This is a genomic window from Photobacterium alginatilyticum (genome assembly GCF_009910675.1).
Classification (GTDB): Bacteria; Pseudomonadota; Gammaproteobacteria; order Enterobacterales; family Vibrionaceae; genus Photobacterium; species Photobacterium alginatilyticum.
This window is the reverse complement of the sequence record NZ_RSEJ01000001.1, coordinates 259440-279926: the sequence shown is the minus strand read 5'-3', so window position 1 is coordinate 279926 and position 20487 is coordinate 259440. Positions and strand designations below refer to the sequence as shown.

The following is a 20487-nucleotide window of genomic DNA, read 5'->3' as shown; positions in this document are numbered from 1 at the left end:
AATATACAGAAGTAACCTCAGAAAACCCTGCAGAGGCCACAACGAACATCAAATAACAACAATCAAGATAACAACCGCCAAGGAGTATGACATGTATAACGATAACTGGATCCATGAACTGGCCAAACTCGATGAACAAGGTGAAGCCTGTGTCATGGTAACGGTACTGGCCGACAAGGGATCTGTCCCGCGCGACGCCGGAACCAAAATGCTCGTTACCCGAAACACTATTGTGGCAACCATTGGCGGTGGTCATCTTGAGCACAAAGCAGTAAAAATGGCACGCGACATGCTACTAATAGGAGACAGGCATACCAAAGTTGAACACTTCAACCTTGGTGCCCGCCTTGGCCAATGCTGCGGGGGGATGGCAACGCTCAGTTTCGAGCCTATCGGCCACCAGCAAAACCACCTGGTACTGTTTGGTGCCGGCCATGTTGCCAAAGCATTGCTCCATATTGTGGCAACCTTGCCCTTCCGTGTGACATGGATTGACCAGCGAGAGAACGAATTTCCGGATGAGTTACCAACCGGAGTGAAAAAGCTGGTCTCCGATGATCCCGTGGCCGAGGTCAAGGATATGCCAACCAACAGTTACTATCTGGTCATGACCCATAACCACCAGCTGGATTTCGATCTCGCTAAGGCCATTCTCAACAGAAATGATACCGCCTACTTCGGCATGATAGGGTCATTGACCAAAAGGAAAAAGTTCGATTACCGATTAACAGAGCGCGGCTACAGTCAGGAAACAATCGAGCGAATGACCTGCCCGATCGGTATTAGTGCCGTAAAAGGAAAACACCCGGCAGAAATTGCAGTGTCGGTCGCTGGCGAATTGATTGCCCATTATCAGGGAGTCCCCATGGAGCAAAAACGCCCGACATGTACCACAGCAGCAGAACCGGTAACTCAGGCGAACAACGACAGCGCATGAATGAAATGGTCAGCGAGGACGCCAAGTATGCCGTTATCTTTGCCGGCGAGCTACGTATCCAGCACGGCGTATGTGTCGGGTGCGGCCGCCAAACTGTTTACCCCAAATAACATCGACCGCATCATGTACAACCCAATAGCCTGTCTTGTAAGCAGGCTTTTTACTCAGGCTTCTACCTCTTAATCACAACTGAACTGCCCCTTTAAACCAGCTTTAAAGACAACAGCTGAAATTACTTCACCTGAAAATCCACTTCCCAGGTAGCTCCTGAAGCAAGCGACTTAACGCGGCCCAACGGAAAAATGTGAAAAAAATTGAAAAAACAAGATCTTAATCCTAACACCTTCCTTTCATCACTTAGGTGTACCGTCTCTACCTTTGCGCCAATAGAAACGATAACAATTCTAATTATTGTGTTTTTCATCCCACTCAATGGATTTCAGAACAACAAGCCGCTTTTTTCGTGATTATTCCCTCAGAGTTATTAATCAGCGCCTATGATTAAATTTGGCAAAAACAATATTTATATGTGCCACTTATGGAGGAAGTATTATGCAAGGCAAGACCCAAGTACTCAGTTACTTGAATCAGGTGCTTACCGTAGAGCTAACTTCGATTAACCAGTATTTTCTGCATGCGAGAATGTTCAGAAACTGGGGGCTGGATGAGCTGAACGAGAAAGAATATAAAAAATCAATCAAAGACATGAAGCAGGCTGACGATCTGATTGAACGTATTCTGTTCCTCGAAGGACTTCCCAACCTGCAACACCTCGAGAAGTTGCGGATCGGTGAAGACGCCGAAGAAATGCTTCAATGTGATCTTGTACTGGAGATGGAACAGCTGGCACTGCTGCGAGAAGCGATTGCTTTTTGTGAAACCGAGGCCGATTTCGTCAGCCGAGAACTACTGGAAGATATCCTGGCTTATGAAGAAGAGTATGTCGACTGGATTGAAACCCAGCAGGAACTAATCCGTAACATTGGCATTGAAAATTATCTACAATCTCAAATGTAGAAGATAGGTGACGCATATGAAAGGCAATAGCAAAATCATCGGCACGCTCAACGCACTATTGGCCGGAGAACTTACCGCAATGGATCAATATTTTATCCACTCCCGCATGTATCAGGACTGGGGACTGGAGAAACTTTACGAACGTATTGATCATGAATTTGATGATGAAAAGGGCCATGCATCCCGCCTTATCGAGCGTATTTTGTTTCTCGAAGGCACACCGGATATGACCAAGCGTGAAGATCTCAAGATTGGCAAAGACGTGCCCGAAATGCTTGAAAATGATCTGCAACTGGAATATTCCGTCGACAAGGCGCTCAAAGAAGCCATCAAGGTCTGTGAGGAAGAGCAGGACTATCAGTCACGGGAAATTCTTGAGGTCATGCTAGCCGATACCGAAGAAGATCATGCCTACTGGCTTGAGAAGCAGCTGGGGCTGATTAAGAAAGTCGGTCTGCAAAACTACCTCCAGTCTCAAATGGGCTAAGTTTATTAGCTTACAGGGGGAAGCATCTCCCCCTGGTTGATGAATCATGGAACTGTTTTTCGTCCTTCTCATCCTGCTGGTCACCACTCGTATATTTGGTGAAATCGCCGAGCAACTTGGCCAGCCAAGCCTTGTCGGCGAACTTATCGCCGGCATAACGCTTGGTGCCTTGGCTGCACAGTTCCAAACAGAGCTCTTCCCCCAACTCGACGAACTTGGCAGCAGCCCTGTTTTTAATACGATCACTGAACTGGGCATGTTTTTTATCATGCTTCTTGCCGGCATTGAGCTGCAACCCAGCCGACTCATTGAATACTCAAGGGATGCCCTAGCCGTTGCGGTAAGTGGCATGATACTGCCAATGGCACTCGGTATCGGGCTAGGCTGGCTGTTTCTGCCGGCATCAGATGCTTTTTTTGCCCAATGCGTCTTTCTCGGTACCGCACTTACCATCACGGCGGTACCCGCTACCGTTCGCATCTTGATGGATCTGGGTAAACTCAATTCAAGATCAGGACAGATCATCGTTTCGGCAGCCGTCTTCGATGATGTCCTGAGTTTATTGTTACTGGCCTGGCTCACTGCACTGATCAGTGCCGATCCGCAAGCTAACAGTTTCGAGCTGTTACCTCTTATTGCCAAAGTCGTCAGCTTTTTTGTCATTACTTTCATTGTCGGCGTTTTCGTATTTCCATTCGGCGGCCGTTTTATAGGAGCCATTAAGCAACGGGAGTTCAAGTTCAGTGCTCTTCTTGTCGGTGCCATGGCCTTTTCCGTACTGGCTGAACTCCTCGATCTGCACTTTATTATTGGGGCTTTTATGGCTGGGCTATTTTTTGATCGCCGGACCATCAATGAGTCAGCATACATAGAGGTACGATACAAAACCTCTGCCATGACCTACGGCTTTCTGGCTCCCATCTTTTTTGCATCAGTTGGTCTCCATCTGGATTTATCTGCCGTCTTCACCGTACCGCTTTTCGTCGTCAGTCTGCTGCTTGCGGCCTTTTTCGGCAAATTTATCGCCGCTGGTGCAGCGGCCCGCTGGATGGGACTGTCCTGGCAGGATTCTGCTGCTGTTGGCGTCGGAATGAGTGCACGGGGTGCAGTTGAGCTGGTTATCGCCGATATAGCCCTCAAAGCCGGCTTATTTTCTAACCTCACAGTCAGCTCTCCCGTGGCAGAAAATATATACTCCGCCGTGGTGATCATGGCAGTAATTACGACATTAATGACCCCGATACTGCTTAAATACATTTATTCCAGTAAGACATAAACCAACAAACCTTAAATGGTCATTTAAATAAACGACAAACATTTTCACGATAAGGACTATTAAACCTACCGCTAATTTTAAACTAGCCCAGTTCATTCCCCCCCCCCTAAACAGCCACCATTACATAACAGTTAAACTAATGCTTCAAAATTAACCATCAGTTCAATAACACAAGAACTCAGCATAATCACAAAATAAATCACGAAAGATCTAGACTAAAAACTGGCTTATAACCAAAAACACAAAATTTTTAAACAAATACAACATAAGAAATTCTTTGCACATCAATTAGAATAAGTAATGATTAACTCATTGTTTTTGCGACATAACGCCAATGTTTGATATTGCCAGTAATGTTAATATCCTCCCGCAATTACAGTTTCTAACAAAGATTCGCATTCATTATCCATTAATAAAGAGATGTAGTTATGTGGAATAGACTTAATAAGTCAATGATGGTTTGCCAAATGATGTTTGGCCTATCATTTTACGGCGTGATGGTAATTCTGACTCGATTCTTCCTGGATGATCTTGGGTATAGTGAAGCTAATACCATGATGGTCGTCGGTGCCTTTTCTTCAATTGGTCCACTATTTGCCATCGCTGGCGGATTTATTGCTGATAAATTCCTAGGAGCATATCGCTCTCTGACTATCAGTTTCGGCGGTTTTGCAACGGGTTATACTTTACTAGTACTGGGCGCCTCGGCATCAAACGTTCAAATGAGCCTTGTCGGTATTGCCCTGGCCAGCTACTCCCGGGGCCTGATGTCTCCTTCCTACCCAAGCCTATATAAACGTACCTTTGCAACTGAAGAAGATTTTGAAAATTGCTACCCGGTAAACTATTCAGTAAACAACATTGGCTCCTTCCTGGGTCAATACCTGTTCCCAATGGTTGTACTGGCTATCGGCTTCAATGGCAGCTTTATGCTATCAGCGATTATCGCCTTCTTCGCATTTGCCACTCTGGTTGTTTCTCACAAGCCTTTGGTGGGTGTCGGTGCCGAAATCGATAAAAAACCGGTAAGCCCTAAGAAGTGGCTAGCCTTTATCGGTATCTCGCTATGTATGATCGGCCTGGTATTCTTCATGTTCTCCAACATGGATATCGGCAAGAACATTGTTTATGTTATCGGCGCAGCGGCAATCGGCTACTTTATCTCACTAATGGTCAAGGCTAATAAAGCCGATGCATTGAAAATGGGCACCATTCTTATCATTACTGTGCTAACAACAGCCTTCTTCGTCTACTACGGCCAGATAATGACATCCATGACCATGGTAACTATCAATACTATGCGCGGTGACCTGTTCGGGTTCATTCCAATTGCGCCAGAAGCATCGATGGCAATGAACCCACTATGGTGTATCGTTGGCGGCCCGCTAATCGCGATGACATTCTCTTCACTTGAGAAACGCAACATCAACTTCTCGACAGCAACAAAAGTTGGTTTTGCGTTCATCCTGACAGCGATTGCGTTCGGCATCCTGACAGCGGCTGTGATGGGCGTTGGCCCTGACGCTGTGATCCGCCCAGAAGTCTTCCTGGCTGTCCACTTCTTCCAGGCACTGGCTGAAGTAATCGTCGGTAGTATGGTTGTTGCCTTCATCCTGTCAGTCGCACCAAAGCACATCGAGAACTTCTCTGTTAGCCTGTTCTCTGTGGCCATCGCACTAAGTGGTATTGTGGGTGCGGTATTCTCAACGTCGATTGCTCTTGATAAAGGCCAGGAAATTACTCAGGAAATTATCCAGTCTGTTTACGGTGGCTATTTCAGCACGCTGACTATTTTGGCTGCAGTTATGGTAGTGGTCGCACTGATGGCCTCACGCGTCATCCGCATCATGCTTAAGAGCAGCGAAGCAGCAAACGAAGAGTTGGCACCTGTACAAGCCAAGGGCTAAGCTTTCTAACTAAGTTTCAATATAGGTTTGTTACTATCCAAAAGGCTTCCATCTGGAAGCCTTTTTACAGTAATAATATCAACATTGATGATGTCGCTACTGCTTAAATATATTTATACACAGGACCAATAGCTCAACACCGTATATTAACAAGCTCCAAATACTTATTTAAATAAGCAATAATTACTCTCACAATAAAAGGTTGTTATACAGATAGTTACTTTTAACATTGTTTATTCCATTGCATAAACCGTCCCAAAAACCCGCACTTTAGAATAGCCAAACTAATACTAGGCAACCATTTACCTCATCAGACCACCCAAAGCTAACAGTATAATAATTGCTGAAAACCCAGCCTGACGGGCTAAAATTCGATGTCTGAGCGAAATCAAGAAACTTAACACAAAGACATTCATAAGAAATACTACATATGCTCATTAGAATAAATAATGAATATCTCGCGAATTTTGAGACATAACGCCAATGTTTGATATTATCAGTAATGTTAATATCCCTTCCGCAATTACAAATTCTTACAAAGATTCCCTTTCATTATCCATAGATAAAGAGATTTAGTTATGTGGAATAGACTTAATAAGTCAATGATGGTTTGCCAGATGATGTTTGGCCTATCATTTTACGGCGTGATGGTAATTTTGACCCGATTCTTCTTAGAAGATCTCGGATATAGTGAAGCTGATACCATGATGGTAGTCGGTGCCTTCTCTTCTATTGGCCCCCTATTTGCCATCGCAGGCGGATTCATCGCCGACAGGTTCCTTGGCGCATACCGCTCTCTGACAATCAGTTACGGTGGTTTTGCAACAGGTTATACTCTGCTAGTCTTAGGTGCTTCTGCATCAAATGTTCCAATGAGCCTTGTCGGTATTGCACTGGCCAGTTACTCCCGTGGCCTGATGTCTCCTTCTTATCCAAGCCTATATAAACGTACCTTTGCAACAGAAGAAGATTTTGAAAATGGCTATCCGGTAAACTACTCGGTAAATAACATTGGTGCCTTCCTGGGCCAGTACCTATTCCCAATGTTTGTTCTTGCTATCGGCTTCAACGGCAGTTTTACGCTATCAGCAGCGATGGCCTTCATCGCATTTGCTATCCTGGTTGTTTCTCACAAGCCTTTGGTCGGTGTCGGTGCCGAGATTGACCAGCAGCCAGTTAGCCCTAAGAACTGGGCAGCCTTTATCGGTATCTCTCTGTGTATGATCGGCCTGGTATTCTTCATGTTCTCGAACATGGATATCGGTAAGAACATTGTTTACGTTATCGGCGCAGCGGCAATCGGCTACTTCATCTCGCTGATGATCAAAGCTGAAAAATCAGATGCACTGAAGATGGGTACCATCCTTATCATTACCGTGCTAACAACAGCCTTTTTCGTCTACTATGGTCAGATGATGACATCCATGACCATGGTAACTATCAACACTATGCGCGGTGATCTGTTCGGATTCATTCCAATTGCCCCAGAAGCATCCATGGCAATGAACCCACTATGGTGTATCGTTGGTGGCCCGCTAATCGCGATGACATTCTCTTCACTAGAGAAGCGCAACATCAACTTCTCGACAGCAACAAAAGTTGGTTTCGCCTTCATCCTGACTGCCATTGCGTTCGGTATCCTGACTGCAGCAGTAATGAGTGTCGGTGAAGATGTGGTTATTCGCCCAGAAGTCTTCCTGGCTATCCACTTCTTCCAGGCACTGGCTGAAGTTATCGTAGGTAGCATGGTTGTAGCCTTTATCCTGTCGGTTGCACCGAAGCATATTGAAAACTTCTCTGTTAGCCTGTTCTCTGTGGCTATCGCACTAAGTGGTATTGTTGGTGCTGTATTCTCAACCTCGATTGCTCTTGAGAAAGGCCAGGAAATTACTCAGGAAATTGTCCAGTCTGTATACGGCGGCTACTTCAGCACGCTAACCATGCTGGCTGTGGTTATGGTAGTGGTTGCTCTGATGGCCTCTCGCATTATCCGCATCATGCTAAAAAGCAGCGAAGCGGCACAAGAAGAGATGGCTACAGCAAAAGCTGAGAGCTAAGCTTCTTAACCAGCTTCAATGCTAACTTGTTGAAAAGGCTTCCATATGGAAGCCTTTTCTTTTGGCGGTTTCCCTCTCGATTGAACTATGCAATGTCTCAGAACACTTATTCTGAGCCTCAGCGTCAACCGCGCAAAAACGACTAACCCACCCAACTTGCCTTGACAGCTATAGTCATAATGATTGCGTACTGCATTTGTTAGCTAGAGAGGCGAGCCATTAACATACTGTGTGATATCTACAACTTAAGACGAGAAGCAGACTGAATATGACTATGCTTAACTTAGCTGTAGTAGTGAAATCTGTTGGACGGTATTAATGGAAATCGGGCTAAGAGCAATAGGCAGATCCAGGTGGTGGTGGCCTATTCGAGTTGTACTTGCTGGGGGACTATTAGTTCTTCCTCCATTGGCTGGTGCCTATTGGGCGGGAAAGCCACTGGCTCCCTATCTGAACTTACTGCCCTCGACGCTTTATGTGGAGCAGCCCCCCTTTTCCTGGCCCGTCTTTCTCATGCTCAGTGCACTAATCCTTGCATGCACACTACCCTTTATATATCGCTATTACTGTGTCCCCAAGACTGCCACCTATAAGCCCCCTTCCCGTTTCACCTATCCTTGGTGGGGCTGGATGGGGTTAGTATTACTCGGAGTCAGTTGGGCAATGGCTTTGGCACATAATGATGCCCCTCAGGGGTTACAGCGTTATACCTTCACACCCATTTGGCTGGGATATATCCTGATCATTAACGCGCTAAGTGTTAAGCGAGTCGGATCCTGTCTGATGCTCGATCGACCCAAAATGTTTCTGTTGCTATTTATTGTCAGCTCGGCATTCTGGTGGTTCTTCGAGTACCTCAACCACTTTGTACATAACTGGTACTACCTAGGGCCGCCTATCTCACCGCTGACCCGGGTAGTGACTGCGAGCCTGGCTTTTTCTACCGTACTTCCGGCTGTTCTGAGCACCGTTTACTGGTTAGCAACATTTAAACAGTTTCATCATGCCTACACCGACTATTGGACATTTAAGGTACCGCATCCAAGAGCAATAGCATTGCTGGCCTTGTCCATCTCTACACTGTCACTGTTTGCGCTGGGAGCCTGGCCTGATTCTACCTATCCTATGATCTGGGTGTCACCATTGATTGTTCTGATATCCTTGCAGGCCTTAACCGGTCAGCAAACAATCTTTTCAGTGCTACAGCATGGCGACTGGCGGCCATTTTGCTTCCCGGCACTCGCCGGTCTGCAATGTGGTTTTTTCTGGGAGCTATGGAACTATGGCGGTATGACTCCCTGGAAGTACAACATTCCTTTTGTTGATCGCTTCCACCTGTTCGAGATGCCCCTGCTTGGCTATGCCGGTTACCTGCCCTTTGGGTTGGAATGTATTCTAGTCGCCTCTTTTCTTGGACTTACCGTTCATACCGAACCGCAAACCCAACAGTAATTAATGTCAGGAGCTTACTGTGACAGTGGCCGGTGACGAAACGACCTTAAGTGACAGCGTCAAAGAAAACGTGGCCACTGGCTCATTGCCATCACGCGTCGGGCAAGTCACGGTAACAGAGACGGGCTCATTCACTCGCTTTCCGGTTTGGTGGCTTCTTTCAAGCATCTCGCTGATCATCTTCCCCTGGTAACAACTAAAGACCACATCATCTTCGGGCCTGCGCAAAAACTCCCCCTGGACAGATTTAAAAGCCAGCGACACATTCAGCCCTGAATGGTTGGCCATATCCATCGCCAACAGTCCGGCAGCCACATCGGCACCAATCGCCAATGCCCCGAAATACATACTCTCAAGATGGTTTTTTGTCTTGTCATTGAGCGGGATCTTTAATGACAGATGCTCATCACTTATCTCCAGGATTTCCGGAGTACAGTAATCAATGAGCTTAACTTTTTGTTTGCTAAAACTTTTCAACATCTCATTTGCCTGAGCGACTCTGCTATCCATTGCCTTCTCTCTTTTCCGTTAACTCATTAGACCAGTTAAGTTCGTTGTGCCGAAAAAGTCAAACTTCGATTTAAAAATACAAAAAAAACCCGACAACGTGTTGCCGGTGTCGGTCAAGGCAAAGGTGTTATTCTGTTTGTTCCAGCTTGCAGCCGTTAATTACCAGGTGGGTCAGAAACTCGGCGGCATCGGCGAAGTCCTGTTCATCAAGCTGTTCTTTATCCATCACCTTGCAGATCTGCCAACTGAAATCAGCATAGGTTTGCGTGGCCGCCCATATCGTAAACATCAAGTGTTGTGGTGACACCCGCGCCATTGCTCCGCGCTCGATCCAGCTTTCGAATTTGGCAATGATCATCTGTGACTGGCTGTGAAGTTTATCGGCAATATCGTCAGGAAGGTACTTGGCCCCCGTCATCACCTCATTGGCAAACGCCTTGGAGGCATAAGGGTGGTCACGAGATATTCTCAGCTTTGTCTTGATATATTCGCTGAGTGCTTCAGCCGGATCATCAAGTTCTTCAACCGGACGGGAAGCCTCAAGCAAAGGTTGGGTGACACTTTCGAGCACTGCTCGGTATAAGTTGTCCTTGGCTTTGAAGTAATAATAGATATTAGGCTTGGGTACATCGGCAGCCTTGGCAATATCAGCCACCTTAGTCGCCGCATATCCCTGTTCAGCAAAAAGCTGACAGGCGACTTGTATAATCAGCTCTTGGTTTTTTTCTCTTATCCGTGACATTGACAGTCCCGCCTATCTGACAAATTCAAATACCTAAACCACATATTGCATGCTACCGACACCAGCGTTTTATCAATATGTCTATATATGGTTTTTCTATAGTAATGGATCTCTGATAACGACGAAAGCTCCAAGCTCGGATCAGTTAACCAGATCAATGACTTGCACATCAACATGGACTGTCTGCTTGTCAGTAGCCATCACGCCACTCACTACTGCCAGTTCGTGGCTTCATCGACAAGATGTTGACTGGTATTAATCGCATTAAGTACAGCAAGGTAGAGATCAGAATCCTCTTCACCATATGCGGCCAGTTGGGCTTTGACCTGGTAAAGCTCCTCAAGGTTTTGTTCTTGTTGAGCAAGGTAGCGCCCTACCTGCCCACTGTTTTCGCTTGCCAGAGCGGGCTCGTGATCAACGATTGCAAACAGGACAGTCAATCCCACCGCGAGCGACGCAAAAACACCAGCTTTTGATATCTTCAACATGCCTGAACTCCTTCTACTAGCCACTCCACGTACTGTGTCAAACAATCGAACAGCTTACAATTAATGTCAGCTGAACTTGTTAGCTATTGTTAGTAAACACATGTCGTGAGTAACATCACAAATTTGTTGACCCCGGAGTCAAGTATTGATTAAATAGCCCGCAATTTGATCCCAATCACTTTATTATCGAGAAACTTGCCTATGACAATGACAACCAGCCACACTGCGCACCTAAAAATGTTTGCCTTCACGGCACTGATAAGCCTTTCATTTCCGATTGGTAGTCACATTACCGCGCAGCTAAACCCACTGGTTGTTACTTGGATACGCTACCTCCTTGCCAGCCTGCTGTTTTTGGGACTTCTGCTGGGACAAAAACAGCTCCGCGTACCAACAGCCAAGGACTTTGCCCGCTACACGGTGATCTGTCTGCCCGCACTGACCTATTTTGTCACCATGTTTATTGCACTTCAGGATACCAGTGCGCTCGATACCAGCGCGCTATATACCACAGTTCCGCTGATGAGCGCCGTACTGGCCGCAGTGATCTTCAGACGTCGTACGCCACTGACGGTCATCATTGCTCTTCTGGGCGGAATGCTGGGTGCCGGTTTGATTATTTTCCGAGGCGATCTGTCTGCAGCAGGTTCAATCGCATTAACCAGTTCGAACAAAATCTATCTGCTCGGCTGTTTGGCAATGGCCCTGAACCCAATCGTGGTCAAAAAATACTATCGCGGTGAATCCATTACCCATATGACTTGCTGGACATTAATCTGTGCCACAGGGCTGCTGACATTGGGGGCTGCACCGCAACTCGCCACCACAGACTGGTCTGTCATTTCATCCGACATCTGGTTCGGCATTGGTTATCTGGCCGTCTTTGCAACGGCACTGAGTTTCTTTTTATTCCAGCAAGGAAGCGTGTCGCTGGCACCCGAGCAGGTATCAGCGTATACCTACCTGATCCCGGTGATGGTGTTAATCGTCGATCGCGCACTGGGACATGTCGAGCCTTGGTCACATGTCGGTTACGGCGTGGTAATAGTGATGCTCTCAATGATGGTGATGATTGGAGGAACCTCGATTATCACAACGTTACGTCGTCACAAAATCACACCCTAATTAATTAACCGTAAGCATGCTGAGCCGCTGTCAGCCCGGGGGCCAGTGCATATTGCGTCCGCCAAGCAAGTGCAAATGAATGTGATATACCGCTTGTCCGCCCTGGCGATTGCAGTTCCAGACCAGGCGGTAACCATCCTCTGCCAGAGACAAATCCTTGGCCAGTTGCGTTGCCGTCAGGATCATATGTCCAATCAGCGCTGAGTGTTGTTTTTCGAGATCATTTATGGTCGCAATATGCAGATGCGGGATGATCAGAATATGCGTCGGGGCTTGGGGCGCATTGTCATGAAACGCGACAATTTGCTCATCTTCGTAAAGCAATGTCGAAGGTATCTCTTTACTCGCTATTTTGCAGAAAATACAGTCCATCAGCTCCCTTCCTCAGCATTGTTAGTTTAGCCGTTAACTGACCTGTAAGCCTCGCTGGAACCTTGTTGTATCAAAAGGTCAGTATAAGCATAACTGTATATTTCCTTTTTACCCTCACCCAGCCGGAATAAGTCCACCTCTGTCCAATAAATAAGGCTCTAAGCACTACGCAGGAAAAAGCGCCGTCACTTATGCTGAGAAGTGTCACGCTTGAAGGATCTGTCATCAAAGGAAGGTTTGTTTGTTGGAAGGAGCAACCTATGACCACCGCTTTTATCACTCATGGCGATTATCTGAAGCATGTGATGGGGGCGGATCATCCCGAATGCCCGGAACGCCTGGGAGCCATCACACAATACCTGGCATCCACAGAACTGGGTGATCGCATCAAATGGCTGGCAGCACAAACCGCCTCAGACGAGCAAATAGAGCGAGTCCACCCGGCCGAATACATCTGCTGGCTCGATAGCCTGCAGCCTGAAAAAGGGGTGGTTTATGCCGATGCTGATACCGCCCTAAATCCGCATACGATGCACGCCGCCCGCCTGGCAGCTGGCGCCGTGACTATGGCCACCGATATGGTACTTGACCAACAGGTTACCAATGCATTTTGCGCGGTTAGGCCGCCCGGGCATCATGCCGAAACCAGCACGGCAATGGGGTTTTGCTTCTTTAACAATATCGCTGTTGGTGTCGAACATGCCCTTAGTCGAAATGAGATTGAACGAGTCGCGATTCTCGATTTTGACGTCCACCACTGCAACGGCACTATCGACAGCTTCAAAAATCGCCCGGAAGTATTGGTGTGCTCAACCTTCCAGCACCCTTTCTATCCGCTTAGGTATTACGACATTCAGCGTCCGAACATAGTCAACTCGCCCCTGCGTGCCGGTACCAAAGGCAGTGAGTTTCGCCTTGCGATTAAGCGCGACTGGTTACCCGCTCTGCATAAGCACCAGCCACAAATGCTATTTGTCTCAGCCGGATTTGACGCCCACAAAGACGATCCGCTGGGGCAACTTTTGCTCGATGAGAGTGACTACCGCTGGGTAACGAATATCATCACCGATGCTGCTGCCTGCTATGCCGAAAACAGAATCGTGTCCACGCTGGAGGGAGGCTACAACCTGCTGGCACTGGCACACAGTGTCCACGCCCATATCGATGTACTTGCAGGAAAGACAAGCGATACCTGATCTATACAGCAGGCTGAGAGAGAACAAGAAAGGCCAGCAAGATGAGTCATACTCATACTGCTGGCCTTGGAGACATGGCTCAACTAATGCGCGAAACTAGTCGAACAAGTGACAAGCAACAAGGTGCTCTCCACCCTGTTCGCCGGTATTGTGAGTAGCAGGCCGCTCTTCCTTGCAGCGACTCGACGCATGCGGGCAACGCGTTCGGAAAGTACAGCCGCTTGGCGGGGCCAACGGAGAAGGGACATCACCCTGCAACTTCATTGACTCTTTGCTGGCTGTTGGATCCGGAATAGGAATCGCCGACAGCAACGCCTGGGTGTAAGGGTGCTTAGGGTTACGATAAAGCACTTCAGCCGGCGCTTTCTCGACAATCCTTCCCAGATACATCACGCCAACTTCATCACAGATATGCTGAACCACACCCAGATCATGGGCAATGAACAAGAAAGAAATACCCTTTTTCTCTTGTAGCTCTGCGATCAGGTTAAGTACCTGAGCCTGCACCGACACATCAAGTGCCGATACCGGTTCATCGGCAACAATGAACTTAGGCTCCAATACCAGTGCCCGCGCAATACCAATCCGCTGGCGCTGACCGCCAGAGAACTCATGGGGATAACGATTCAGCACCTGAGGGCGAAGACCAACGATCGCCATCACCTCGGCAATTTTAGCTTCTCGCTCCTCTTCAGTTCCAATTTTGTGGGTATCCAAAGGCTCGCGCAGGATCTCATGGATCGTCATTCGCGGGTTGAGCGAAGCATACGGGTCCTGGAAAATGATCTGGATATCCCGCCGCATAGCTTTAAGCTCACGATTGCTTAGCGAAGAGATATCCACGCCTTCCAGCTTCACTTCACCGGAGGTTGGCTCGTGCAGCCGCAACACGCAGCGTCCCAGTGTCGACTTACCGCAACCGGACTCGCCCACCAGGCCAAGTGTTTTTCCCCGTTCGATAGAAAAGCTGACATCATCAACCGCTTTACAAACCGCTTGAGTACCAAAAAAACGACTGCCCGCCGTAAAGTGCTTCTTAAGGCCGTTAACCTCTAACAATACTTCGCTCATTGGGCATCTCCATTCGGGCTGTAACAAGCAACCTTGTGATTTTCGCATCCACTAAGCTGAGGAACGGCTTGATGGCACTGAGTATGAACTTTGTCACAACGGTCTGCAAAACGGCAGCCGTTCGGCAGGTGCAGCAAGTCAGGAACTACCCCCTTAATCGTTGGCAGGCGCGGGATCTTCTTATCACGTACAACCGGGATCGACTCCAGCAAACCTTTGGTATAAGGGTGCTTCGGATTAGCAAAGATCTCTTCTACCGGTCCTTCCTCGATAATTTGACCGCAATACATCACCACCACACGCTGGCATGATTCAGCCACCACACCCAAGTCGTGGGTAACCAGGATCACGGCCATATTCAGCTCTTTTTGCAACCGGACCATTTCGTCCATCACCTGAGCCTGAATGGTCACATCCAGCGCCGTCGTCGGTTCGTCTGCCAGCAGCAGATCCGGACCACATGACAACGCCATCGCAATCATTACCCGCTGGCGCATACCACCGGATAGTTCATGAGGATACTGATCAATCCTTTTCTCGGGAGAAGGGATCCCGACAGTATCCAGCATATCGATAGCCCGGGCACGAGCCTGCTTTTTGCTGACACTGTTATGAAGCCGGATCACATCGATCATCTGTGTCGAGATCTTCAGCACCGGATTCAGTGCCGTCATCGGCTCCTGGAAGATCATCGAAATTTCGTTACCGCGAACTTTCCGATACTCCTTCTCACTCAGGCCTACCAGCTCACGTCCTTTAAAGCGAATGCTGCCATCAACAATCTTTCCCGGCGGTGACGGCACCAGTCCCATAATCGATAGCGAGCTCACGGACTTGCCGCAGCCGGACTCACCAACAATAGCGACCGTTTCACCCGGCATAACTTTGAAGTTCACTCCGTTGATCGCGCGAACCGTGCCTTTGTCGGTTTTAAATTCAACCGTAAGATTCTCCACCGATAGCAGTGGGGTTTGCTCAGACATATTAAATCTTCCTTGGGTCCAACGCGTCTTGCAGCGAATCAGAGAACATATTGAAGGCCAATACCAATACAAACAACATGCCTGATGAGGCGAAGAAGTTGCAGAAATGGCCGGCTGTTACCTCACCACTGGCTTCTGCGATCATCAGTCCCCAGCTAATGCTGTCTTTCACACCCAGCCCCAGGAAGCTCAAGATAACTTCACTTTTGATAGCGGTAATAAACAACAGGGTCATTTCCACCAGCAGGATATGAGAGGTGTTAGGTAGCAGGTGTTTGAAGATCACCCGGTAAACCGGTACACCCAGCGAACGGGCCGCCTCGGTAAACTCCATGTTCTTCAGTTTGATAACCTCTCCGCGCACCAATCGCGCCGTGCCCATCCAGAAACAGGACATCATGGCGATATGCATGGCATAAGGGTTATCCGCCAGGGCAACGGCAAACGCTGCCACCATCAGGTAGTAAGGGATACAGTCGAGGCAGTTCATCAGCCATAGAAAAAGTTCATCAATCCAGGTACCTGAAAAGTAACCCGTTGTTGAACCCACCAATGCCCCGGTAATCGTTGCGACCACCGCAACGGTCAAACCGACTTCAAAAGCTGTTTTGGTACTGTAGATTGCCCGTTGGAAAATATCCTGGCCGTTGATATTGGTACCGAACCAATACTCAGCCGTTGGGCCCATTTGCCCATCGGCGAGCAGTTCATCCCACCCCTGGGCAATTACGCCAAGCCATACCAGAACCGCGGTAAGCAGGTACAAGCCAACCACAGAAAGGCTGATCATTCCCACTTTGTCACGCGTGAATTTGTGAAAAGCTTTGGTCCATAGGGATTCACGTTTTTCCGGTGCCACCGCGCTACTTACCTGGTCCATTATTGCGTCCGACATTGCTTATTGTCCTTATTTAAGAGAAATACGCGGATCAACAACGCGATACAAGATATCTACCAGGCTAACCACCAGGATAAACATCAATGTGGTCAATACGATAATCGCCTTCAAGACAGGCAGATCACCGGTGGTAATCGCGTCGTAGGCTGTCAATCCAACACCCGGAATACCGAAGTAACTTTCCAGTAAAAGCGCACCACCCACTACTACGAAAGGAATGGAGAATACAATCCGGGTTACTATCGGGATTAGGGAGTTTCTCAGGACATGCTTGAATAAAATCGTGCTCGCACTGTGACCAAACGCCTTGGCTGTACGAACATGATCCCGGGTCGTCTCTTCAACAATCACCGCTCGATAGAATCGAGTGTTATAGCCCAGGGCCACAAACACCGATGATATGGTCGGCACAGTGATGTAGTAGAGGTAATCCGAGAGGGAATTCACTTCCCAGCCATAGACTGGGAAGAGATTCAGGCCATAACTGGAGCAGAAAATCAGCTGCGTCGTTATGATTACAATGAGATACGAAATACTCATCCCCACGACAGAAGACGACATGATCAACTTATCCAACCAACTGGAGCGGTGCATGGCAGCAAACAACGCCAGCATGACCCCCAGCACGTTACCCAGAATAAAGCCGGGCAACTGCAAGGCGATCGATACCGGAATGGTCTTCGCCAGAATCGACGTCACCTTTTCACCGGTTGAATCGGAATACCCGAAATCAAACAAGACAACTTCCTTGATGTACTCAAAGTAGCGTACAAAGAAAGGCTGGTCGTAACCGAGCTGATGCCGGATTTCATTGATCTCTTCGATGGTAGGGTTCCGGCCCAGCAAGTCGTAAGTCTTGTCCGGTCCGAAATAAACCATCAACACAAAGCTGATAAGTGTCACCCCAAAAAGCAACGGGATGCTGTACATCAGCTTCCTGAAACAGTGTTTTAAAATCTCCATAATGACCCAGCTTTAGTTATGATTTGATATCAACGTATTTCAGATAGTTACCCATTACGTCACGCTGTGGCCACATGATGGCGTTTTTGTGCCACATGCGAATACGCGTACGCGAGTAACCGCCGATACCGACACAATCGTCGACAACCATCTGGTTCATCTTCTTGTAGATTTCGGTACGTTCTGGGCTTGGCTGCATTACTGAGGCTTGCTCGTAAAGCTTGTTGAACTCGGGGTTGTTATAGTTCGAGCCATTGGAACCCGGTGAGCGGTTCGGGCCATAGAACAACTGTAGGGTGTTCTCTGCATCCGGATAGTCTAGTCCCCATCCCATAGGAATTAGCTGGGTTTTGCTCATCTTCACGTCTTTGTTGAAGTCGCCGAAGGTCGCATAGGTTTTCTGTCTAACTTTCTTCTTCGGATAACCAATTTTGGTCAGGTTTCCGCGGAATTGCTCAAAGAACTGCTTATTACGGGTACTAGATACACCCGGGTAGTTCAGGACAGGTAGATTTTGCTTGGTCCAGCCATGCTCCTTAAGCAATTTCTTCGCACCAGCAAGATCTTGCTGAATGGAAGACTGATCCATATTTGGATCAAAGCCGTCTGTTCCCGGAACAATAAAGCCAGGATACGCTTCACCAATGCCCAAATAGAAACGGTTCACACGCTGCGGCCAGTTAAAAGATTTCACAATCGCACAACGCAGTGCTTTATTGGCTTCATTAATCTCAGGATCTTTCGAATACCCGAAATATTCATCATCAAAGTTGAAGAAGTTATAAACAAGGCCAGCTTCAGGGTTAACACGGAAATTAAACCGCTCTGCATACTCAGGCTTTAGCTGAACAGGGTGCTTGTTTGCCAGCACTTCGTTCATCTGCTCGTTCTGCAATGTCGTATTGACAATTTCTGTTCCCTTGCTGAATGAGTTCCAGCGTGCAGAGGCTTGCTTAACCCAGTTCAGCTCGACACGGTCAACGATAGGCAGTGTCTTGCCGTCCAAACTTGCGATACCAGTAAAACCATGTACTTTCGCGTCGTAGCCAGAACCGGCCAGATCAAAAGTCTCCTGACGGTAATCGGTATTTTTTTCCAGTACCGTCTTGGTGCTGTTGTGAGACACCAACTTAAACGGACCTGAACCTACCGGGTGAACGGATAGCTCACGACCGTACTTTTCAACCGCTTCGACAGGAACAACACTCGAATAGCCCATTGCCAGGGTATAAGTCAGCTGCGGGAAGGGTTTGATAAGCTTAATCTGTACCGTGTGAGAATCTAGCGCCTTTACACCCTCAATGGTTTTCGAATAGTCAGAACCGTTTGCTTTCCAATCATCGACACCGACTATCTTGCCTGTCCATAGCCAAGAACCCTGAGAGCGGTTTTTAGGATCGAAGTGACGCTTAATCGAATAGACGAAGTCTTCCGCGGTAACTTCACGCCCTTTACCATCGGCAAACGCCGGGTCATCAATGAACTTCACGCCTTTTTTAAGCTTGATGGTATAGGTTAGCCCGTCTTCCGATACCTGTGGCATGTCCACTGCCAGGTTGGGCTTGAGCTCGAAGGGAGATTTTAGGTATTTGTATTCGTAGAGTGTGTCGTATACTGCTGTTGTAACTGTGTTTGCATATGTCGTACCGGCTTGCACCGGATCAAAAGTCGTTGGGGTGCCATCTTCGGAGAACTTCAAGACTTTGATGTCGTCCGCCATTGCCATGCTGGAAACCACCAGCGCCGCCAACGGTAACAAAGTAAATTTTTTCATATAACTTCCTGTTAATTAATCTCATGCTTTTGTTACATCCATGAGCGTTACTTATTGAGCAAAAGTTTCATTTTTTGCTCTTAAACCGGAGGTATCGACTAACGGGCTGCAAACCGGCTCAACATCCAAGTCTCGCCCGCTACAACCTCGGCAGCTCGAAGCTGCCAGAGGGTCAAAAACCCCAATTTATAAAAAGAATATTAAACCAAGTGCAACATGGACAACAGCATCTTGCAGCATAAGTGGGATGTAATGCAAATATTTCTAAACATTTGATACAGTTATATCAGCCTCATATACCAATCTTGACAAACAATATCGCCTAACCCCATTTCAACGAGCCAGTAACCCGTAAGTTAAGCGCTATAAGAATATTTACCATCACTGCAGCAAGGCTCTATCCAGCATCAATTCTCTATTTCCTTGGGTAAACACGAACCCTCTGATTTCGGTGAATAAATGAGATATATTCATGTATAAGCCACAGCAAGAGTTACAGAAAGATGAAGTTAGACGCGATTCTCTGGGATTACGACGGAACCCTTGTTAATTCTGTTCCCAAAAACATTGATATTACCAAATGCATCTTGTCTGAGGTTGCACCTCGTTTGACAGGCGAGAACCTGCCTCACTGGCTACAAAGCGAAGCGGCGTATCATGAGGCCAACCATGCCGCCAAGAACTGGCAGGAACTGTATGTGAAATTCTACGGCATGAGCGAACCAGAGATGCTGGCGGCCGGATCACTCTGGGGAAAGCACCAGCTTAGCAACACCACCCCAGTCCAACTATTTTCCGGCATTGATTCAGCAATACAGGAATTATCCGCCTTGCCACACGGTATCTGTTCGCAAAACGCTTCTACCAACATCATCAATGTCTTAACTGAAGCGCAGGTCGACGCCTGCTTCAAGGCCGTTATCGGCTATGATGATATCGCTCAGCACAATCAAAAACCTTCACCGGAAGGCGGGCTAATCTGCCTGGGTAAGATGTTTGACAAGCTGGAGGATAAAACGCTGATGTATATCGGTGATCATGAAGCCGATGTGCAGTTTGCCCGCAATTTGCAGACTGTATTACCTTCTAGCTCCAAGGTGATTTCGATAGCGGTAGCATACAGTGGCGCCACTCCTGAAAAATGGTCAACCCAGCCCGACTTTATTATTCAGTCTCCGAGAGAGTTAATTTCGCTTTGTCATAGCTCAAAGTAAAAATAGTAATCAATGGCC

The 20487-nt window shown here is 47.6% G+C and carries 19 protein-coding genes; 10 read left to right on the top strand and 9 right to left on the bottom strand.

The annotated features are described in order from the left end of the window. The first annotated feature begins 91 nt into the window (after nt 1-91). The 7 genes from xdhC (at nt 92) to EIZ48_RS01145 (ending at nt 9133) form a co-directional block, all read left to right on the top strand. Nucleotides 92-937, top strand: a complete 846-nt coding sequence (gene xdhC / locus EIZ48_RS01175; RefSeq protein ID WP_205298568.1) for a xanthine dehydrogenase accessory protein XdhC — start codon at nt 92-94, stop codon at nt 935-937. A gap of 552 nt (nt 938-1489) precedes the next feature. Next, on the top strand, nt 1490-1954 hold the full coding sequence (gene bfr / locus EIZ48_RS01170) for a bacterioferritin (RefSeq protein WP_160648301.1): 465 nt from the start codon (nt 1490-1492) through the stop codon (nt 1952-1954). Nucleotides 1955-1970: 16 nt separating this feature from the next. Continuing rightward, nucleotides 1971-2441 (top strand): bacterioferritin, encoded by a 471-nt coding sequence (gene bfr, locus EIZ48_RS01165; protein ID WP_160648300.1) that lies wholly within the window; start codon nt 1971-1973, stop codon nt 2439-2441. Between the two features lie 46 nt (nt 2442-2487). Beyond that, nucleotides 2488-3717, top strand: coding sequence for a cation:proton antiporter (locus tag EIZ48_RS01160; protein ID WP_160648299.1), 1230 nt, complete (start codon nt 2488-2490; stop codon nt 3715-3717). 428 nt (nt 3718-4145) lie between these two features. Then, a complete protein-coding gene (locus EIZ48_RS01155; protein ID WP_160648298.1) occupies nt 4146-5624 on the top strand; it encodes a peptide MFS transporter in 1479 nt (492 codons plus the stop codon). 578 nt (nt 5625-6202) lie between these two features. Beyond that, nucleotides 6203-7681, top strand: a complete 1479-nt coding sequence (locus EIZ48_RS01150; protein ID WP_160648297.1) for a peptide MFS transporter — start codon at nt 6203-6205, stop codon at nt 7679-7681. A gap of 630 nt (nt 7682-8311) precedes the next feature. Continuing rightward, on the top strand, nt 8312-9133 hold the full coding sequence (locus EIZ48_RS01145; protein ID WP_160648296.1) for a hypothetical protein: 822 nt from the start codon (nt 8312-8314) through the stop codon (nt 9131-9133). 6 nt (nt 9134-9139) lie between these two features. On the opposite strand, the gene EIZ48_RS01140 is transcribed toward EIZ48_RS01145, so the two are convergent. The 3 genes from EIZ48_RS01140 to EIZ48_RS01130 form a co-directional block, all read right to left on the bottom strand. Continuing rightward, nucleotides 9140-9643 carry a PaaI family thioesterase gene (locus EIZ48_RS01140; protein WP_160648295.1) on the bottom strand — a complete coding sequence of 168 codons (504 nt, stop codon included), beginning with the start codon at nt 9641-9643 and terminating at the stop codon, nt 9140-9142. A 127-nt stretch (nt 9644-9770) separates the two neighbouring features. Further along, nucleotides 9771-10385: a TetR/AcrR family transcriptional regulator gene (locus EIZ48_RS01135; RefSeq protein ID WP_160648294.1), complete on the bottom strand. Its 615-nt coding sequence runs from the start codon at nt 10383-10385 to the stop codon at nt 9771-9773. Nucleotides 10386-10597: 212 nt separating this feature from the next. Beyond that, entirely contained in the window at nt 10598-10873 is a 276-nt protein-coding gene (locus tag EIZ48_RS01130) for a hypothetical protein (protein WP_160648293.1), read from the bottom strand. Nucleotides 10874-11074: 201 nt separating this feature from the next. On the opposite strand from EIZ48_RS01130, the gene EIZ48_RS01125 reads away from it, so the two are divergent. Beyond that, complete coding sequence (locus EIZ48_RS01125; RefSeq protein WP_240152824.1) at nt 11075-11998, top strand: DMT family transporter; 924 nt, start codon at nt 11075-11077, stop codon at nt 11996-11998. A 30-nt stretch (nt 11999-12028) separates the two neighbouring features. Here EIZ48_RS01125 and EIZ48_RS01120 read toward each other — a convergent pair whose 3' ends face one another. Next, on the bottom strand, nt 12029-12370 hold the full coding sequence (locus EIZ48_RS01120) for a histidine triad nucleotide-binding protein (protein WP_205298564.1): 342 nt from the start codon (nt 12368-12370) through the stop codon (nt 12029-12031). 260 nt (nt 12371-12630) lie between these two features. On the opposite strand from EIZ48_RS01120, the gene EIZ48_RS01115 reads away from it, so the two are divergent. Then, nucleotides 12631-13566, top strand: coding sequence for a histone deacetylase family protein (locus EIZ48_RS01115; protein WP_160648292.1), 936 nt, complete (start codon nt 12631-12633; stop codon nt 13564-13566). A 96-nt stretch (nt 13567-13662) separates the two neighbouring features. Here EIZ48_RS01115 and EIZ48_RS01110 read toward each other — a convergent pair whose 3' ends face one another. Genes EIZ48_RS01110 through EIZ48_RS01090 form a run of 5 tightly spaced genes read right to left on the bottom strand, consistent with a single transcriptional unit; the run spans nt 13663 to nt 19255 of the window. Then, nucleotides 13663-14637 (bottom strand): ABC transporter ATP-binding protein, encoded by a 975-nt coding sequence (locus tag EIZ48_RS01110; RefSeq protein ID WP_160648291.1) that lies wholly within the window; start codon nt 14635-14637, stop codon nt 13663-13665. Further along, a complete protein-coding gene (locus tag EIZ48_RS01105) occupies nt 14634-15620 on the bottom strand; it encodes an ABC transporter ATP-binding protein (protein WP_160648290.1) in 987 nt (328 codons plus the stop codon). The genes EIZ48_RS01110 and EIZ48_RS01105 overlap by 4 nt, the downstream gene beginning before the upstream one ends. A gap of 1 nt (nt 15621) precedes the next feature. Beyond that, nucleotides 15622-16515, bottom strand: a complete 894-nt coding sequence (locus EIZ48_RS01100; RefSeq protein ID WP_160648289.1) for an ABC transporter permease — start codon at nt 16513-16515, stop codon at nt 15622-15624. A 12-nt stretch (nt 16516-16527) separates the two neighbouring features. Beyond that, entirely contained in the window at nt 16528-17481 is a 954-nt protein-coding gene (locus EIZ48_RS01095; protein ID WP_083651949.1) for an ABC transporter permease, read from the bottom strand. Nucleotides 17482-17497: 16 nt separating this feature from the next. Continuing rightward, the gene (locus tag EIZ48_RS01090) at nt 17498-19255 is read right to left on the bottom strand and encodes an ABC transporter substrate-binding protein (protein WP_160648287.1); all 1758 of its coding nucleotides are present in this window, start codon (nt 19253-19255) and stop codon (nt 17498-17500) included. Nucleotides 19256-19758: 503 nt separating this feature from the next. Here EIZ48_RS01090 and EIZ48_RS01085 point away from each other — a divergent pair. Further along, nucleotides 19759-20469, top strand: coding sequence for an HAD family hydrolase (locus EIZ48_RS01085; protein ID WP_160648286.1), 711 nt, complete (start codon nt 19759-19761; stop codon nt 20467-20469). Nucleotides 20470-20487 lie beyond the last annotated feature (18 nt).

Coding starts and splice junctions, on each gene's coding strand:
- EIZ48_RS01125 (WP_240152824.1), top strand. CDS start 11,075: ATGACAATGACAACCAGCCACACTGCGCACCTAAAAATGTTTGCCTTC.
- EIZ48_RS01150 (WP_160648297.1), top strand. CDS start 6,203: ATGTGGAATAGACTTAATAAGTCAATGATGGTTTGCCAGATGATGTTT.
- xdhC (WP_205298568.1), top strand. CDS start 92: ATGTATAACGATAACTGGATCCATGAACTGGCCAAACTCGATGAACAA.
- EIZ48_RS01085 (WP_160648286.1), top strand. CDS start 19,759: ATGAAGTTAGACGCGATTCTCTGGGATTACGACGGAACCCTTGTTAAT.
- EIZ48_RS01155 (WP_160648298.1), top strand. CDS start 4,146: ATGTGGAATAGACTTAATAAGTCAATGATGGTTTGCCAAATGATGTTT.
- EIZ48_RS01140 (WP_160648295.1), bottom strand. CDS start 9,643: ATGGATAGCAGAGTCGCTCAGGCAAATGAGATGTTGAAAAGTTTTAGC.
- EIZ48_RS01095 (WP_083651949.1), bottom strand. CDS start 17,481: ATGGAGATTTTAAAACACTGTTTCAGGAAGCTGATGTACAGCATCCCG.
- EIZ48_RS01110 (WP_160648291.1), bottom strand. CDS start 14,637: ATGAGCGAAGTATTGTTAGAGGTTAACGGCCTTAAGAAGCACTTTACG.
- EIZ48_RS01130 (WP_160648293.1), bottom strand. CDS start 10,873: ATGTTGAAGATATCAAAAGCTGGTGTTTTTGCGTCGCTCGCGGTGGGA.
- EIZ48_RS01145 (WP_160648296.1), top strand. CDS start 8,312: ATGGGGTTAGTATTACTCGGAGTCAGTTGGGCAATGGCTTTGGCACAT.
- bfr (WP_160648301.1), top strand. CDS start 1,490: ATGCAAGGCAAGACCCAAGTACTCAGTTACTTGAATCAGGTGCTTACC.
- EIZ48_RS01090 (WP_160648287.1), bottom strand. CDS start 19,255: ATGAAAAAATTTACTTTGTTACCGTTGGCGGCGCTGGTGGTTTCCAGC.
- EIZ48_RS01100 (WP_160648289.1), bottom strand. CDS start 16,515: ATGTCGGACGCAATAATGGACCAGGTAAGTAGCGCGGTGGCACCGGAA.
- bfr (WP_160648300.1), top strand. CDS start 1,971: ATGAAAGGCAATAGCAAAATCATCGGCACGCTCAACGCACTATTGGCC.
- EIZ48_RS01160 (WP_160648299.1), top strand. CDS start 2,488: ATGGAACTGTTTTTCGTCCTTCTCATCCTGCTGGTCACCACTCGTATA.
- EIZ48_RS01135 (WP_160648294.1), bottom strand. CDS start 10,385: ATGTCACGGATAAGAGAAAAAAACCAAGAGCTGATTATACAAGTCGCC.
- EIZ48_RS01105 (WP_160648290.1), bottom strand. CDS start 15,620: ATGTCTGAGCAAACCCCACTGCTATCGGTGGAGAATCTTACGGTTGAA.
- EIZ48_RS01120 (WP_205298564.1), bottom strand. CDS start 12,370: ATGGACTGTATTTTCTGCAAAATAGCGAGTAAAGAGATACCTTCGACA.
- EIZ48_RS01115 (WP_160648292.1), top strand. CDS start 12,631: ATGACCACCGCTTTTATCACTCATGGCGATTATCTGAAGCATGTGATG.